This is a genomic window from Psychrobium sp. MM17-31, assembly GCF_022347785.1.
Classification (GTDB): Bacteria; Pseudomonadota; Gammaproteobacteria; order Enterobacterales; family Psychrobiaceae; genus Psychrobium.
This window is the reverse complement of record NZ_JAKRGA010000001.1, coordinates 515,877-531,648: the sequence shown is the minus strand read 5'-3', so window position 1 is coordinate 531,648 and position 15,772 is coordinate 515,877. Positions and strand designations below refer to the sequence as shown.

Genomic DNA, 15,772 nt, shown 5'->3' with positions numbered 1-15,772 from the left:
TACACAGCGATTCATCGTGTGTGTTTTTTATACAATTATGTAAGGTTAGTCTACATCGGTAAAAGAGCAAATTATCGCTAAGAAATTATCAATAAAAACAACGTTATTTCGCATTATTCTGTGGAAAATGATGCATTGGTGTTAGAAATAGAGCATTTGATAAGATTTGACGATACAAGCCATTTTTGACATGACGAGAAAAGTACGAGTGGTAGATGAAGCTCCGCTCGGCGATTCAGTTTGGGTTGTAAAGAATTGAAGATGCTCTTTCGCAAATCTTCTAAATAGATATAACTATAGAGTAAAGGTGAGTTTTAATCTTGGAAAAATAAGAAAAAGGGGAATGGTGGACGATACTGGGCTCGAACCAGTGATTCGGTTCGGGTTGTAAAGAGTGGAAGATGCTCTCTCGCAAATCATATAAATAGATATAACTATAGAATCAAAGTGAGTTTTAATCTTGGAAAAATAAGAAAAAGGAAAGTGGTGGACGATACTGGGCTCGAACCAGTGATTTGGTTCGGGTTGTAAAGAGTTGAAGATGCTCTTTCGAAAATCTTATAAATAGATATAACTATAGAATCAGAGTGAGTTTTAATCTTGGAAAAATAAGAAAAAGGGAAGTGGTGGACGATACTGGGCTCGAACCAGTGATTCGGTTCGGGTTGTAAAGAGTTGAAGATGCTCTCTCGCAAATCTTAAAAAGAGATATAACTCTAGAATCAGAGTTAGTTTAAATCTTGGAAAAATAAGAAAAGGGGAAGTGGTGGACGATACTGGGCTCGAACCAGTGACCCTCGCCTTGTAAGGGCGATGCTCTCCCAACTGAGCTAATCGTCCGGGTCTTTTGTTTTACTTCTATAAATTAGAAGGTGAGAAGAGGGCGATGCTCTCCGCTCTTAACCTGCACTAATCGTACAAGGTCTTGATAACTAATGTTTTAATTCTTTAGTAAAAGAATGGTGGACGATACTGGGCTCGAACCAGTGACCCTCGCCTTGTAAGGGCGATGCTCTCCCAACTGAGCTAATCGTCCAAGGGTCTTGTTTTACACTAAACAAAGTTACTAATGTTTTAATTCTTTAGTAGAAGAATGGTGGACGATACTGGGCTCGAACCAGTGACCCTCGCCTTGTAAGGGCGATGCTCTCCCAACTGAGCTAATCGTCCGGGTCTTGATAACTAATGTTTTGATTCTTTAGTAAAAGAATGGTGGACGATACTGGGCTCGAACCAGTGACCCTCGCCTTGTAAGGGCGATGCTCTCCCAACTGAGCTAATCGTCCGGGTCTTTGTTTTACTTCTATAAATTAGAAGGTGATGAAAAAGCATTTGCTGTCTCGTCGTTTCGGGAGCGTATTATAGAGAGACTCGATTTAGAGTCAACGCTTTTTTTGATAATTACCACCAAGCGGTGACTTTTGCATCAAGTTGAACAAAATAATTCCATTTTGGAACAATTTCAATCGAATATTTCACATTCACAGGCAAACTTGATTGTAGTTGTGGTGTAAATTGCTAAAATGCTGCCCCATATCAGCCATATCATTATTGTAGTTATGGCAACGCAATTATTTTTCTTCTGCTTTATTTATAGCTTGCTATAGATAGCACTAATTAAGGTTACTGTTGATTATGACAATCAAAACACGTTTCGCACCGAGTCCAACTGGTTATTTACACGTTGGTGGTGCCCGTACTGCTCTTTATTCTTGGCTTGTTGCACAAAAACTTGGTGGCGAATTTGTATTGCGTATTGAAGATACGGATATTGAACGCTCAACTCAAGAAGCTATCGACGCCATTATGGAAGGTATGGAATGGTTAGGTCTAGAATGGAACGAAGGTCCTTACTACCAAACTAAGCGTTTTGATCGTTATAAAGAGTTGATTGCTCAGTTAATTGAAGAAGACAAAGCGTATCGTTGTTACTGTTCAAGCGAACGTTTAGATAAGTTGCGCGAAGAGAAAATGGCGGCAGGTGAAAAACCACGTTATGACGGTCACTGTCGTAACTTGGCTGAGCAGCCAACAGATGTTCCTCACGTAATTCGCTTTAAAAACCCATTGGAGGGTGAAGTATCATTTGACGATCACGTGCGTGACAACATTACTATTGCTAACAGTGAGCTTGACGATCTTATCATTCAACGTACTGACGGCAGCCCAACTTATAACTTCTGTGTAGTTGTTGATGACTGGGATATGGGCATCACTCATGTTGTGCGTGGTGAAGACCATATCAATAACACACCGCGTCAAATTAATATCTTAAAAGCATTAGGCGCGCCGATTCCTGAATACGCTCACGTATCTATGATCTTAGGTGACGATGGCAAGAAGCTATCTAAGCGTCACGGCGCTGTAGGTGTTATGCAATATCGCGATGATGGTTATCTGCCAGAAGCACTACTTAATTACTTAGTGCGTTTAGGTTGGTCTCACGGTGAGCAAGAAGTATTTAGTGTTGATGAAATGAAAGAGCTATTTTCACTAGATGCTATTAATAAAGCAGCGTCTGGTTTTAACACTGACAAGTTATTGTGGTTAAACAATCACTACATTAAAACTAGTGAGCCATCACATGTTGCTAAATACTTAAGCTGGCACATGGATGATCAAAACATTGATACGTCGAATGGTCCATCGTTAGAAGCCATTGTTTCGGCATTAGGCGAGCGTGTTAATACCCTTAAAGAATTAGCAGCGCAGTCGCGTTACTGTTATGAAGACTTTGAAGAGTTCGATGCAGCAGCAGCGAAGAAGCATTTACGTGGTGTAGCGCTTGAGCCATTGCAATTAGTTGGTGAGAAACTCGCTGCGTTAGAAGAGTGGTCATTAGAAAACTTACACAATGCAATTGATGAAACGGCTAAAGAGTTAGAAATTGGTATGGGTAAAGTGGGGATGCCACTTCGCGTTGCCGTAACAGGGGCAGGGCAGTCACCATCTTTAGATGTGACACTACAACTTGTAGGTAAAGAGCGCAGTGTTGCGCGCATTGCCAAAGCTGTTGAGTTTTGTCGTGCTCGTTTGGAAGGTTAATTCTTTCTATTAATACTATTTAGTAGAACAGCATAAAAGCATATCTTCGGATATGCTTTTTTTATGCGCAAAATACAGGGTGTAATAAGGGTTTACGTTTAAAGATTCAACGAAGTGCGCATTTTTTTATCGAGTAGTAATAATTTAAAAAAAATGAGTTGACTCTTTTACGAGAGGTGCATAGAATGCGCCTCGTTGTCAGGGATGAGTCATCCTCCTGAACAACGTAGTTAGTAGAGGGGCTATAGCTCAGCTGGGAGAGCGCTTCGCTGGCAGCGAAGAGGTCTGCGGTTCGATCCCGCATAGCTCCACCACTAACTAGTTATTAAGATGCGTCCCCTTCGTCTAGTGGCCTAGGACACCGCCCTTTCACGGCGGTAACAGGGGTTCGAAACCCCTAGGGGACGCCAATTAATAACACCGATGATAGTAATATATGTGTCCCCTTCGTCTAGTGGCCTAGGACACCGCCCTTTCACGGCGGTAACAGGGGTTCGAAACCCCTAGGGGACGCCACTATTATTCTCATCAAAAGTATTATGCTTACTTGAAAACTAAGCGCTCTGTGTCCCCTTCGTCTAGTGGCCTAGGACACCGCCCTTTCACGGCGGTAACAGGGGTTCGAAACCCCTAGGGGACGCCAACATATAATACAAATGACAATTTTGCTTTAAGTAAAGAAACTGTGTCCCCTTCGTCTAGTGGCCTAGGACACCGCCCTTTCACGGCGGTAACAGGGGTTCGAAACCCCTAGGGGACGCCAATCTTTATTTCAAGCAAGCATTTATCGATGCAATTAATGTGTCCCCTTCGTCTAGTGGCCTAGGACACCGCCCTTTCACGGCGGTAACAGGGGTTCGAAACCCCTAGGGGACGCCAACATTGCACAATCGATAAAACAGTCCATGGGTCCCCTTCGTCTAGTGGCCTAGGACACCGCCCTTTCACGGCGGTAACAGGGGTTCGAAACCCCTAGGGGACGCCAACTCTGTTAGCATTCGTTAGCAGTTCAATATCTAAAAATTTCTAAATAAACCTATAAAAATCAATATTCATACGCAAAGAATCGTTTATCACGACATTTGTCTGTCGATTACTTTATTATGTGCTAACATTTGTACCACTGACTGTACCTTTCTATAACAAATGTATTAGTTTGCAGTTCAAATGAAATGTAATACCAAGCTTCATATTATTAACTTGGCGTTGAGCTATAGTGTTTTTTCAACTTTCGTTACTTGGTATCTATCAAAATAAGACAAGGAGTTAAAATTTGAATAGTGCGGTGAATTTCGTTGTGATCGCAGCTCGCTAATATTGTAATTGCGGATATCTATGATGCGTTTGTTGTTACTTCTCGCTCTATATTTCTGTTTACAGAACCTTTCTTTTGCGGCTCCTGCCGCTAGCGTTAACGAGCGTGAATATCATATAAAAGCCGCCTTCATCGCCAATTTTGTCCGTTATACCCGCTGGGATCATTTCGCTGGCAAACGCTTTCGGTTTTGTGTCAGCGATGTCGAGATCAGCGATATTTTTTCCTCAAAACTCGCCAATGAAACCTGGTTCGATTTAAAGCCTTCTTTTAGTGTTGTTGAAAAATACGACGCTCAAGATTGTGATTTGCTGTTTATTGACAAATCATCCGCTGCACAATGGCTTGCCCATAATAACGATTTAGCGACTGATAATTTATTGATTGTCAGTGAGAGTAGGGGAATGAGTCAGTCGATGAGTCATATCAATTTCTTCCTTGCCGACAATAAACTCCGTTTTGAAATCAACCCCTCAAGAGTCGCATCATCGAATTTAACAATAAATGCTAGTTTGCTGCGATTAGCCCGAATTACTCAAAGCGAAGGAGGTGGCCAGTGATTAATAAGCTACTTCTCAAGCTTTCAATGGGTCAGAAAATCGTTGCGTTAATAGTTTCGGTAAGCATGGTTTCAATATTAATTGCCATTGCCGGTCTTAGCATCAATGAATATCGCGCCGCACAGCAACGAATGACCAAAGAAATATCGGTCATTAGTGACGTGTTAGCAGACAATATTACCGCCGCAGTTGTGTTTAACGATACGCAGTCAGCGCAAACGCTATTGGATGCACTGCAAACAAATGACATGGTTGAATATGCCAAAGTCACTGATGAATTAGGTCAATCCTTTGTTGATTTCGGCAACAGTGAATTTAGCGATGAATCTGTGGTTGACGACATGGGGTATTACGCGATAAAGACCCCGCTTTATATCGATGACAAGCGAGCGGGAGAGTTAATATTAGTCGTTAACAACACGCAAATAAAAGAATCTATTCGTGTGTATTTAACCGTTGTGGTTGCAGTCATTTTTATCTCGTTAGTATTTTCATTTGTGTTGTCATTGTGGGTACAACGGCGCTTTGCGACGCCAATTATTGAGCTTGCGACCTTGGCCAGTGAGATTTCCGACAGCGGCGATTACAGCAAACGAACGCAAACTGTTGCCTCTGGCGAAATTGCTTTATTGCAGGATGTTTTTAACGACATGTTGGCAAAAACTAATGATCGCGAAATGGCATTAGAAGCCTTAGTCGCAGAGCGTACACGTGATCTTGAGGCGCTTAACAAGCAATTGGAAAATCAGGCCTATTACGATAATTTAACCAAACTTCCTAACCGCGCTTTATATGAAGATCGCCTTAAACAATCCATTGCTGCTGCAAACCGCGATAACACTAAAGTTGCCTTAATGTTTATCGACTTAGATAAATTTAAGGACATTAACGATACCTATGGCCATGCTGCTGGCGATGAGTTGTTGTGTCAGGTGGGCCAACGATTAGAAAAACAATGTCGAGCAATGGATTCTGTCGCTAGGATTGGTGGCGACGAATTTACCATGTTATTTATGCTCGAAGACGGTGACGACGCATCGGAAATAGCCCGTCGAATTATCGATGTATTCCAAGTACCTTTTAATATTTTGGATCGCCCTATGCTAATGACCATGAGCTTAGGCGTTGCTATTTATCCGACTCATGGTCAAGATTTCGATGTCTTAAAAGCGCGCGCTGATGCTGCGATGTATCAAGCGAAGCAGTCAGGCCGAAATCAATTTTTGATATATCAGTAAGGAACTCTTATGTTGAAGCGACTGCTCATTGGTGCGACTGTGATTAGTGGTGGGGTACAGGCTCAAAACCTGTCGATTGACGATGATTTAATGAAATTGATGTCACTGGAAGTTGAAACAACTTCGGCGATGAAACGTCCTCAGGCTATTGATGGTACACCTGCCAGTATCTTTGTACTTGAGCGTCGCGACATTGAGCTTTCTGGTTATACGCGTTTACCTCAGTTACTTAAACTGTTATTGGGCGTCGATGCCAGACGTATTGATAATAACCAGTGGGCCATTTCGGTAAGATCTGCTGCTAGTCGCTTTAACAGCAATGTATTGGTGATGATAGATGGGCAAAATGTATCTGATCCTATCGTTAATGGTATTTCGTGGGAAACTTTAAATTTTCCAGTCGAAGATATCGAACGCATTGAGTTGGTACGTGGTCCCAGCGGTAGCCTATGGGGCAACAGCTCAAACAACGGACTTTTGAATATCATTTCGCGTCATACCGCTGATACGCAAGGCGTGTCACTGAGTGCGTCTGTCGGCAACGAAATCGAACAAATGGTGAATTTGCGTTATGGCGCGCAAATTGATGATGTCAGCAGTTTTCGCCTATTTGGCGGTTATATTCGCGGCAATGAATCTAAAACTAAGCAAAAGTTTGGCGTTGATATCTTGCCTAATGACTACACTAAAGGGCATCACGTTGGCGCACAATACGACTTGCAATACAGTGAAAAAAGCTCTTTTAAAGCACAAATTCTTCAGCGTAAAAATACCGACGGTATAGTAGAGCGCTTAACCAATCCTGCGACAAATCGGCTGTATTATCAAAATGGCGAAAGTCACTCGCGCCATACCAATTATAACTTTCGAGTCGACCACACTTTTGACAATGGCTTAAAATGGTATTCACAGCTTTATGGTAATCGAGTGAAGTGGGGCGTTGATGGTTCAGATAATTCGCAAAGAGTGATTGCTTTTAACACCGCGGCGAATTATCAAATGGGACAACATCTGTTGTCTTTTGGCGCTGATTATGTGTCCAATGAAGGCGATTTTCCCGACAACAGCTTGGCTATTAGACTTAGCTCAATAAATAGGGGAGCCTTCGTTCAAGATGAATTAAAGTTTTTTGACGAACGGTTGAAGGTAATTGTTGGTGCACGCTTTGACTATATGGCGTTGATGGAGAAGTGGGAAGATTCGCCAAGTGCTCGTTTTAATTATCAAATAAATCCTCAACATTCCATTTGGGGGGCTTACTCTAAAGGTTATCGCACGTTGATCAATACCGATCAAGATGTCAGCTTTAGTGCACCATTTCCCAATGACGTGGACTCAACGGCACTAATTTTACGGGCAAGTAGCAAAAATGCTATTGATTACTCAACGAGTAAAGAACTTGGCTATCGGTATGTAACTGAAGACTTTAATGTCAATGTCTCGGCATTTCACACAGATTTAGATTCAATATTTATCGGTCGAATTACCGGTGAATTAATCAACGGCGTTCCTACTGTGGTTAACACCTTGGTCAATGAAGGCACGGCAACGACCTATGGCTATGATGTTGCATTGGGGTGGCAAGTTACACCTGAACTTAATGCGTTAATTGGTTACTCCTATCTTGATTACGAACTCGATGATTTAGCGCATTTAGAAGTGAATGTGACGTCATCGGATTACGACAACACGCAGTTCTATGCCAGAGTGCAGTACTCGCCGCATCAAGATGTCTCAATGCAATTACTCGCCAAATTCGTTGGCAAGCACAGTTGGTTCGAAACACCAGCATATGAGGTGGTAGATTTATCAATTAACTGGCACCTACAAGATGAATTGATTTTGAGCATCGTCGGGCAAAACTTAACTAATAATCAATTGGTAGAATTTCCTCGCGACTCTGAATTGTTTACTACATCTAGTGCACTAGGGCGTATGGTCAATTTAAGCCTTAAGTACCAATTCTAACGAGTCTATTTGAGCGATCAGTCTTCTTTCAACGAACCGATGGTAATGGCGCCATCGGACAGTGTGATTTTAATGGCTTTATATTGCTCAAGCGTCTGTGACTCACAATTATCCATGGTGATTTTTACGCCGTCATACAAGGTTTTTTTAGTAACTATACTCATAGATTCCCGTGCTTGAGCAATCTGCTCATTTAGCGATGCCATGGTTTTTTTAACAGAAACAATAATGGCCACTTTCTTATCGATATTGCGTTTTAGCTTGCTTAATAGCTGCTTTTTTTCTTGTTTTGAATCAATGCCTTTGACCTTGTCGTGAGCAGCTATAAGTTGTTGTAAAACTTTAAATTCTTTATTGAGTGTTTCCTGATGAGCATCGAGTTTTTCACGCACGCTACCAAGCTCTGCGGTTAGGGTTAGTTCGGTTTTACTACCGGCATTACCGCCTAGCTCTACACAGGACACTTTATTTTTAGCCGTAATATGGCCGCCGAATATCGTCCCTTTGGTCGCGCCTTTGTTGGCGGCTTTCACGCTATCGCCTGCAGTGACATGACAATGTAATAACTGCGTTTGCGCTTCAACATTCACGCCTGCTGAGAGCTCGGCATACTGCATATATTGCGCGCTAACACTTCCCTCGGCTTCTACATGACAAGTGAGGGATTCGTCTTCACGGCGCTTTTTGCCGAAAATACCTTGCTCAACAATAATATTACCGCCAGCGATTAAGGTGGCGGAATTAACGCAGCCGCCAATGGTAATATCCCCTTGTGTTTTTACTGTCATGCCTTCGCAGACATCGCCTTGCACCACCACGTTGCCTTTGTAATCAATATTGCCAAAACCAATATCAACGTTTTTCACCTTTAAGGTATCGTTGATGGCGATTGAACCTTGATAAAGGCGCGGCACACCTTCAATTGCGCTTACCAGTAGATTACTGTTATCTGACGATATTTGTGTACCATCGTTGACAGTAAATTCGAAAGTTTCACCGGGAGTTGGCGCGAGCGCCTTACCAAAGACGGTAAATCCTGCTTTACCTTCGGTTGGTGGAATACGTTCAATCAGCGGCGTATTTACCGCAACTGTGGTGACTTCGCCCAAGTCGTGCATATCCACTTTGCCATTAGCACGTTGTTGCGGTTTTAGCTCTCGATCTTCCATGGTGCCAACGAGAATTTTAAACTCGCTGTCATTGCCATCGATGGCGGCTTGACCGATAGCTGCATCAAATTGATAGGTTTGGCCGGGTTTTAATTTCTCGGCTGCCTTTAAGTGTTCATCAAAATACTCGGTTTGTATGCCTGAAGTAATGCCTTGCAATACAATAAAGTGTTCAAGATCTTTCTTGCGTACATGCTTGCCACCCCAAGGCGCGTTGACTGTCACTATCGCTTTCATATCATCGTTAATGATTTCAACGCTTAAACTAGCATCTTTGGCTTGGGCGATAACGATATCACTCACGACATTAGCGGTATGGTCACGGGTTAGTTGATTGATCATGTCCGCTGCTTGGGCGATGTTTTCGTCAAGCTCCATGAGATCATTGTTTTTAAGTCGCCGTAACAACTGACAAATCTCTATCGCTTTTATTTCGCTTTCTTGCGCGACAATATTGATAGATATCTTGTCGTTAGAGATATCAAGGGTATCTTTGCTGAGCATAGGATTAGCAATCCATTATTTTCTAGTACTTAAGTGCTACAAAATGTGTGTAGCTAATCTATTTAGGTGATAAGTAGGAAGATGCATCATTTGCCACCGATTTGTCAATTTCATTTGTTAGTAAAAGGGGAAATATTTCACGTTTAACGATTTTGGCATGATTTTTGTCAAATAATTGTAAAACCGCCCAGAAAGCGTGTGATCAATGCCGCTAAATCCCCGCCAAATCGGAATTAATTCCAATAATGACTATCCTATAACCACATTAAGCGTTATAATTTGCGCCCTTTTTTTAGCCCGGTACCCCGAAATATGTCAGAATCGACTCTCACTTTTAGCGATTTAGAGCTAGCTCAGCCTCTACACAAAGCACTCGCAGACCTTGGATACGAGCGTCCTTCGCCTGTGCAAGAAGCGGCTATCCCGCACATGCTAAAAGGCAAAGATGTGATGGCATTAGCACAAACAGGTACCGGTAAAACCGCTGCTTTTGCTCTGCCGTTATTAACCAATATCGATGTTGAACGCAGCGAGCCACAAATTCTAGTGATGGCGCCAACGCGCGAACTAGCTATTCAAGTGGCTGAAGCTTTCCAAGCTTACTCACGTTACATCAAAGGCTTCCACGTTTTACCAATTTACGGCGGTCAAGCTTACCCACAGCAAATCAAAGCGCTTAAACGCGGTCCACAAGTTATTGTTGGTACGCCAGGTCGTTTATTAGATCATTTAGATCGCGGCACGCTTAAGCTTGATAGCATTAAGGCACTAGTACTTGACGAAGCTGATGAGATGCTACGCATGGGCTTTATCGATGACGTTGAAACTATGATGAAGGCGACGCCAAAGGACAAGCAAACAGCATTGTTCTCAGCAACTATGCCTGACAGCATCAAGCGCATTGGTAACAGCTACATGAATGATCCGGCGCACGTGAAAATTGAAGCGAAAACAGCAACGGTTGAAAACATTGACCAACGTTACTGGTTCGTACGCGGCAACACTAAGATGGAAGCGCTAACGCGTATCTTAGAAACCGAGACTTACGATGGCGTAATCATTTTCTCGCGTACTAAGACTATGACGGTTGAAATCGCCGAGAAGTTAGAAGCTCGTGGTTACAGCGCTGCTGCTATCAATGGTGACATGACTCAGCAATTGCGTGAGCGCACTATTAATCGCCTAAAAGACGGCAAGCTTGATATCTTAATCGCAACTGATGTTGCGGCGCGTGGTCTTGATGTTCCGCGTTTAGATCTTGTTATTAACTACGATATTCCTTATGACGCCGAGTCTTATGTTCACCGCATCGGTCGTACTGGCCGTGCTGGTCGTACTGGTAGCGCAATTTTATTCGTAGCACCACGTGAAAAGCGCATGCTTTACACTATCGAGAAGCTAACACGCCATAAGATCGCTGAGATGGACTTACCATCACGCGATGATATCTCTGCTAAGCGTATCGTTAGTTTCCGTGAGACCTTAGATAACGTAATTAAAACTGAAGATTTAGATTTCTACCGCAAACTGAGCCAAGAAATTGCCGCAGAAGATGAAGCTACAGTTGAAGAAATTGCTGCTGCCTTGTTATTTATGGCGCAAAAAGATAAGCCATTGCAACTTGAGCCAGAGCCAAAACGTCCTGCACGTCGTGATCGTGATGACCGTGGTCGTGACCGCGAAGATCGCGGTAACCGTCGTGAACGTGGACCACGTCAGCCGCGTCAAAACATCAACATGGATACTTACCGCATGGAAGTTGGCCGTGAAGATGGCGTACAGGTTAAAAACGTGGTTGGTGCTATTGCCAACGAAGCGAATATCGATAGCCAATTCATTGGTGGCATTCGTCTACACGATAGCTACACCACTGTTGAATTACCAGCAGATATGCCTAAAGAGACACTAAATCACCTTTACAAGTCATTTGTGTGCTCTAAGCCAATGAAGCTTACCAAACTGCAATCAGGTACCTTACCGGATGACCGTCCACGTCGTGGTGAGCGCGGTGGTAACCGTGATGGCAACCGCGAAGGTGGTTTCCGCCGTGACAATGGTAATCGTCGTGATAACGGCAACCGCCGTGACCGCGATAACAGAGGCCATCGTGGTCAGCGCAACGAGTCTCGTGGCAATCGCAGCGATAATCGCGGTAACCGTCGCGACAAATAAGTCATTGCGATGTAATAGAAAGCCAGCATTATGCTGGCTTTTTTGTTTTTAGCCTTTGATCATTGTTGTTATATAGGCAATAAGGTAGAATTAGCCGCCTTTTGCTCCCGCCTACGTTTGGCGAACAAAAGGAAAACGTTTTATGCCGACGTAATTTTATGATTATCGGCACTACCTTTTTAATAAAAAAGACATGTGATCTTTGGTATAGGTCACCACTGTTAGGAATTAGCTTAATGAGTACTCCAGTTACAATTACACTGCCAGATGGCAGCCAACGTTCTTTCGACAATGCCGTATCTATTATGGATGTGGCGGCGGACATCGGCCCAGGCTTAGCGAAAGCTTGTATTGCAGGTCGCATCAATGGTCAGCGCGTAGACGCTTGTGAACTAATCACCGAAGATAGCGCCATTGAAATCATTACCGCAAAAGACGAAGACGGTCTAGAAATCATTCGTCACTCGTGTGCCCACTTGATTGGTCACGCGGTGAAACAACTATGGCCTGATGCCAAAATGGCCATCGGTCCGACCATTGATAACGGTTTTTACTACGATATCGACATGGAGCACTCATTAACGGTTGAAGATTTAGCCAAGCTTGAAAAGCACATGCTAAAACTGGCCAAGACTAACTACGACGTTATTCGCAAGAAAGTATCAGTTGATGAAGCGCGCAAAGTTTTTGAAGAGCGCGGTGAAAGCTACAAGCTAGAAATCATCGACGGTATCGACAAAGATGCACGCCCAGGTTTATATCACCACGAAGAATACATCGACATGTGTCGCGGTCCTCACGTACCAAACATGAAACACTGTCACCATTTCAAGATCATGAAAGTGGCTGGTGCTTACTGGCGCGGTGATGCGAAAAACAAAATGCTACAACGTGTTTACGGCACAGCCTGGGCAGATAAGAAGCAATTAAAAGCTTATTTAAAACGTTTAGAAGAAGCAGAGAAACGCGATCACCGTAAAATTGGTAAGCATCTTGACCTTTACCACATGCAAGAAGAAGCACCGGGTATGGTGTTCTGGCACAACGATGGTTGGACAGTATTCCGCGAACTTGAGACATTTGTTCGTGAAAAACTAAACCAATACGATTACCAAGAAGTGAAAGGTCCGCAAATCATGGATCGCACAATGTGGGAAAAATCGGGTCACTGGGACAAATACGCCGACGGCATGTTCACAACACACAGTGAAGCGCGCGATTACGCTATCAAGCCAATGAACTGTCCGGGTCACGTACAAATTTTTAACCAAGGCTTAAAATCGTACCGCGATTTACCGTTGCGTATGGCAGAGTTTGGTTCTTGTCATCGTAACGAGCCATCGGGTGCATTACACGGTTTAATGCGTGTGCGTGCTTTTACTCAAGATGATGCCCATATCTTCTGTACTAACGAACAAATTTTGGATGAAGTAACAGACTGTATCAAGATGGTATTCGATTGTTACGAGACATTCGGTTTTAAAGATATCGCCATTAAACTATCAACGCGCCCAGAGCAGCGTGTAGGTAGTGATGAAGTGTGGGATAACGCTGAGCAAGCGCTGCGCGAAGCACTAGAGAAAAACGAACTTGAGTACGAACTTCAGCCGGGTGAGGGCGCGTTCTACGGTCCTAAGATTGAGTTCACGCTTCACGACTGTCTAGGTCGTGCATGGCAATGTGGTACAATCCAGCTTGATTTCTCAATGCCAGATCGTTTAGACGCCACTTTTGTTGCCGAAGATAACGAGCGTCACACACCAGTGATGATTCACCGTGCAATCTTGGGCTCACTTGAGCGTTTCATCGGTATTTTAATTGAAGAATACGCGGGATTATTCCCAACGTGGTTATCGCCAATGCAAGTTGTGGTGATGAATATCACCGACAAACAAAGCGAATATGTCACAGATATCGTAAATAAATTGAAATCTAACGGAATTAGAGCCAAAGCAGACTTGAGAAATGAGAAAATAGGCTTTAAAATCCGTGAGCACACATTGAAGCGCGTGCCTTACCAAATTGTAATTGGTGATAAAGAGGTAGAAGCGCAAGAAATTGCCGTTCGAACTCGAAGTGGTGTTGACCTAGGTAAAATGTCATTAGAAGCATTTACCGCCGCACTGACTAACGAGATTCAAACACGTAGTCTTACACAACTGGAGGAATAACCGATTAAAGGCGCAAGAAGAGGACAAGTGCAAAAGAAGAATTTGCACCAAATAAATGGTGAAATCACCGCAAGTGAAGTTCGTTTAACTGGCGCAGACGGCGAATCTGTAGGAATTGTTTCACTACATGAAGCCATGAGTGCTGCCGAAGAAGCTAACTTAGACTTAGTTGAGATCAGTCCAAATGCCGAGCCGCCTGTATGTCGCGTTATGGACTACGGTAAATTCATTTTCGAGAAATCGAAAAAGGAAAAAGAGCAACGTCAAAAGAATAAACAGGTCCAGATCAAGGAACTTAAATTCCGTCCTGGAACTGACGAAGGTGATTATCAGGTAAAACTACGCAACCTGAATCGCTTTCTTGAAGACGGGAACAAAGTGAAAATTACACTGCGTTTCCGTGGTCGCGAAATGGCACACCAAGGTTTAGGTACTAAGTTATTGAATCGTATTAAAGATGATGTAGCTGAACTAGCTAACGTGGAGTCTTTTCCAGCAATGGAAGGTCGCCAAATGGTAATGGTATTAGCACCGAAAAAGAAATAGTTAAGGCAACTTAAAAGTTACAATGTCAGCCCTAACCTAGGTTGGGGCTGAATTTTGTACGCCTTGCTATGTAAATTTAACCCAATGCGAAGTAGAAGATTTTATTATGCCTAAAATGAAAACTTGTAAAGGCGCTGCGAAACGTTTCAAGAAAACGGGTTCTGGTGGCTTCAAATTCAAACACAACCACTTACGTCACATCCTGACTAAGAAAAGTACTAAGCGTAAGCGTCAGTTACGTTCTAAAGGTATGATCCACAAAGTGGACGTTCCTTCAATCAACCGTATGCTTCCTTTCGCATAAGACTTACTGGAGAATTTGAACAATGCCTAGAGTAAAACGTGGTGTACAGGCTCGCGCGAGCCACAAGAAAGTTTTAAAGCAAGCTAAAGGTTATTACGGTGCACGTTCACGTGTTTATCGTGTTGCTTTCCAAGCTGTAACTAAAGCTGGTCAATATGCTTACCGTGACCGTCGTCAGCGTAAACGTCAATTCCGTCAATTATGGATTGCTCGTATTAATGCTGCTGCACGTCAAAACGAAATGTCTTACAGCCGTTTCATCAACGGTCTTAAGAAAGCATCTATTGAAATCGATCGTAAGATCTTAGCAGACATCGCTGTATTCGATAAGCATGCATTTAGCGTTCTTGTTGAAAAAGCAAAAGCTGCACTTTAATTCAAAATCTCTTTTGAGTTACTGAAAAAGGAGCCTTCGGGCTCCTTTTTATTTGTCTGAAATCCAATCTAATACTTTACTATTGGTATTTTAAACACGATATCACTAAAGTGCCGCTTGATAGTTTATGTGCAAAATAATCGTTAGTTGGCAGTTGTTTGTTTTTTGCCCGCGTGTTAACTTGCACGTAAATTAGTTAATCTTTAAAATTCAATGACTTTAGACTAAGGTTTAATTATTATCTTCAATGAAATACATCTTTCGATAGTAAAAAAGTATTATAAAAATTAGTGCTTTTTACCTAAAAGTCTCATTCTTATCTGAATAATTACTTTTCCGTATACAATCTATATTGTTCATCATATACTCTTGTTTAGTATAAGTTTTAACCTGTACTTATACCT

10 protein-coding genes and 11 tRNA genes are annotated in these 15,772 nt (G+C 42.7%); 16 read left to right on the top strand and 5 right to left on the bottom strand.

Annotated elements, in window-relative coordinates:
• Positions 1-764: 764 nt before the first annotated feature.
• The 4 genes from MHM98_RS02350 to MHM98_RS02335 all read right to left on the bottom strand — a co-directional run bounded on the left by MHM98_RS02350 (position 765) and on the right by MHM98_RS02335 (position 1,286).
• Positions 765-840 (bottom strand) — tRNA-Val (locus MHM98_RS02350).
• A 120-nt stretch (positions 841-960) separates the two neighbouring features.
• Positions 961-1,036: transfer RNA gene (locus MHM98_RS02345), tRNA-Val, on the bottom strand.
• A 58-nt stretch (positions 1,037-1,094) separates the two neighbouring features.
• Positions 1,095-1,170 (bottom strand) — tRNA-Val (locus tag MHM98_RS02340).
• A gap of 40 nt (positions 1,171-1,210) precedes the next feature.
• Positions 1,211-1,286, bottom strand: a tRNA-Val gene (locus MHM98_RS02335).
• A 349-nt stretch (positions 1,287-1,635) separates the two neighbouring features.
• Here MHM98_RS02335 and gltX point away from each other — a divergent pair.
• The 11 genes from gltX to MHM98_RS02280 all read left to right on the top strand — a co-directional run bounded on the left by gltX (position 1,636) and on the right by MHM98_RS02280 (position 8,126).
• Entirely contained in the window at positions 1,636-3,045 is a 1,410-nt protein-coding gene (gltX, locus tag MHM98_RS02330) for a glutamate--tRNA ligase (RefSeq protein ID WP_239437614.1), read from the top strand.
• A 238-nt stretch (positions 3,046-3,283) separates the two neighbouring features.
• A tRNA-Ala gene (locus MHM98_RS02325) sits at positions 3,284-3,359 on the top strand.
• Positions 3,360-3,379: 20 nt separating this feature from the next.
• Positions 3,380-3,455 (top strand) — tRNA-Glu (locus MHM98_RS02320).
• Between the two features lie 30 nt (positions 3,456-3,485).
• Positions 3,486-3,561 (top strand) — tRNA-Glu (locus MHM98_RS02315).
• Between the two features lie 51 nt (positions 3,562-3,612).
• Positions 3,613-3,688, top strand: a tRNA-Glu gene (locus tag MHM98_RS02310).
• A 44-nt stretch (positions 3,689-3,732) separates the two neighbouring features.
• Positions 3,733-3,808: transfer RNA gene (locus tag MHM98_RS02305), tRNA-Glu, on the top strand.
• Positions 3,809-3,848: 40 nt separating this feature from the next.
• A tRNA-Glu gene (locus tag MHM98_RS02300) sits at positions 3,849-3,924 on the top strand.
• A 30-nt stretch (positions 3,925-3,954) separates the two neighbouring features.
• Positions 3,955-4,030, top strand: a tRNA-Glu gene (locus tag MHM98_RS02295).
• 353 nt (positions 4,031-4,383) lie between these two features.
• The gene (locus MHM98_RS02290; RefSeq protein ID WP_239437613.1) at positions 4,384-4,920 is read left to right on the top strand and encodes a YfiR family protein; all 537 of its coding nucleotides are present in this window, start codon (positions 4,384-4,386) and stop codon (positions 4,918-4,920) included.
• Positions 4,917-6,158 (top strand): sensor domain-containing diguanylate cyclase, encoded by a 1,242-nt coding sequence (locus MHM98_RS02285; protein ID WP_239437612.1) that lies wholly within the window; start codon positions 4,917-4,919, stop codon positions 6,156-6,158. Before MHM98_RS02290 ends, MHM98_RS02285 begins: the two co-directional genes overlap by 4 nt.
• Before the next feature lie 9 nt (positions 6,159-6,167).
• Positions 6,168-8,126: a TonB-dependent receptor gene (locus tag MHM98_RS02280; RefSeq protein WP_239437611.1), complete on the top strand. Its 1,959-nt coding sequence runs from the start codon at positions 6,168-6,170 to the stop codon at positions 8,124-8,126.
• Between the two features lie 17 nt (positions 8,127-8,143).
• Here MHM98_RS02280 and MHM98_RS02275 read toward each other — a convergent pair whose 3' ends face one another.
• Positions 8,144-9,799, bottom strand: a complete 1,656-nt coding sequence (locus MHM98_RS02275) for a FapA family protein (RefSeq protein ID WP_239437610.1) — start codon at positions 9,797-9,799, stop codon at positions 8,144-8,146.
• A gap of 312 nt (positions 9,800-10,111) precedes the next feature.
• On the opposite strand from MHM98_RS02275, the gene MHM98_RS02270 reads away from it, so the two are divergent.
• The 5 genes from MHM98_RS02270 (at position 10,112) to rplT (ending at position 15,368) form a co-directional block, all read left to right on the top strand.
• Positions 10,112-11,971: a DEAD/DEAH box helicase gene (locus MHM98_RS02270; protein ID WP_239437609.1), complete on the top strand. Its 1,860-nt coding sequence runs from the start codon at positions 10,112-10,114 to the stop codon at positions 11,969-11,971.
• Positions 11,972-12,207: 236 nt separating this feature from the next.
• Positions 12,208-14,142, top strand: coding sequence for a threonine--tRNA ligase (thrS, locus tag MHM98_RS02265; protein WP_239437608.1), 1,935 nt, complete (start codon positions 12,208-12,210; stop codon positions 14,140-14,142).
• Between the two features lie 27 nt (positions 14,143-14,169).
• Entirely contained in the window at positions 14,170-14,688 is a 519-nt protein-coding gene (gene infC / locus MHM98_RS02260) for a translation initiation factor IF-3 (protein ID WP_343229201.1), read from the top strand.
• A 106-nt stretch (positions 14,689-14,794) separates the two neighbouring features.
• Positions 14,795-14,992, top strand: coding sequence for a 50S ribosomal protein L35 (gene rpmI / locus MHM98_RS02255; RefSeq protein ID WP_239437607.1), 198 nt, complete (start codon positions 14,795-14,797; stop codon positions 14,990-14,992).
• 22 nt (positions 14,993-15,014) lie between these two features.
• Positions 15,015-15,368: a 50S ribosomal protein L20 gene (gene rplT, locus MHM98_RS02250; RefSeq protein WP_239437599.1), complete on the top strand. Its 354-nt coding sequence runs from the start codon at positions 15,015-15,017 to the stop codon at positions 15,366-15,368.
• The last annotated feature ends 404 nt before the right edge of the window (positions 15,369-15,772 follow it).

What these genes read in the sequence shown, in the direction of transcription:
- gltX (WP_239437614.1), top strand. Translation starts at nt 1,636, where the DNA reads ATGACAATCAAAACACGTTTCGCACCGAGTCCAACTGGTTATTTACAC.
- MHM98_RS02290 (WP_239437613.1), top strand. Translation starts at nt 4,384, where the DNA reads ATGCGTTTGTTGTTACTTCTCGCTCTATATTTCTGTTTACAGAACCTT.
- MHM98_RS02280 (WP_239437611.1), top strand. Translation starts at nt 6,168, where the DNA reads ATGTTGAAGCGACTGCTCATTGGTGCGACTGTGATTAGTGGTGGGGTA.
- MHM98_RS02275 (WP_239437610.1), bottom strand. Translation starts at nt 9,799, where the DNA reads ATGCTCAGCAAAGATACCCTTGATATCTCTAACGACAAGATATCTATC.
- MHM98_RS02270 (WP_239437609.1), top strand. Translation starts at nt 10,112, where the DNA reads ATGTCAGAATCGACTCTCACTTTTAGCGATTTAGAGCTAGCTCAGCCT.
- thrS (WP_239437608.1), top strand. Translation starts at nt 12,208, where the DNA reads ATGAGTACTCCAGTTACAATTACACTGCCAGATGGCAGCCAACGTTCT.
- rpmI (WP_239437607.1), top strand. Translation starts at nt 14,795, where the DNA reads ATGCCTAAAATGAAAACTTGTAAAGGCGCTGCGAAACGTTTCAAGAAA.
- rplT (WP_239437599.1), top strand. Translation starts at nt 15,015, where the DNA reads ATGCCTAGAGTAAAACGTGGTGTACAGGCTCGCGCGAGCCACAAGAAA.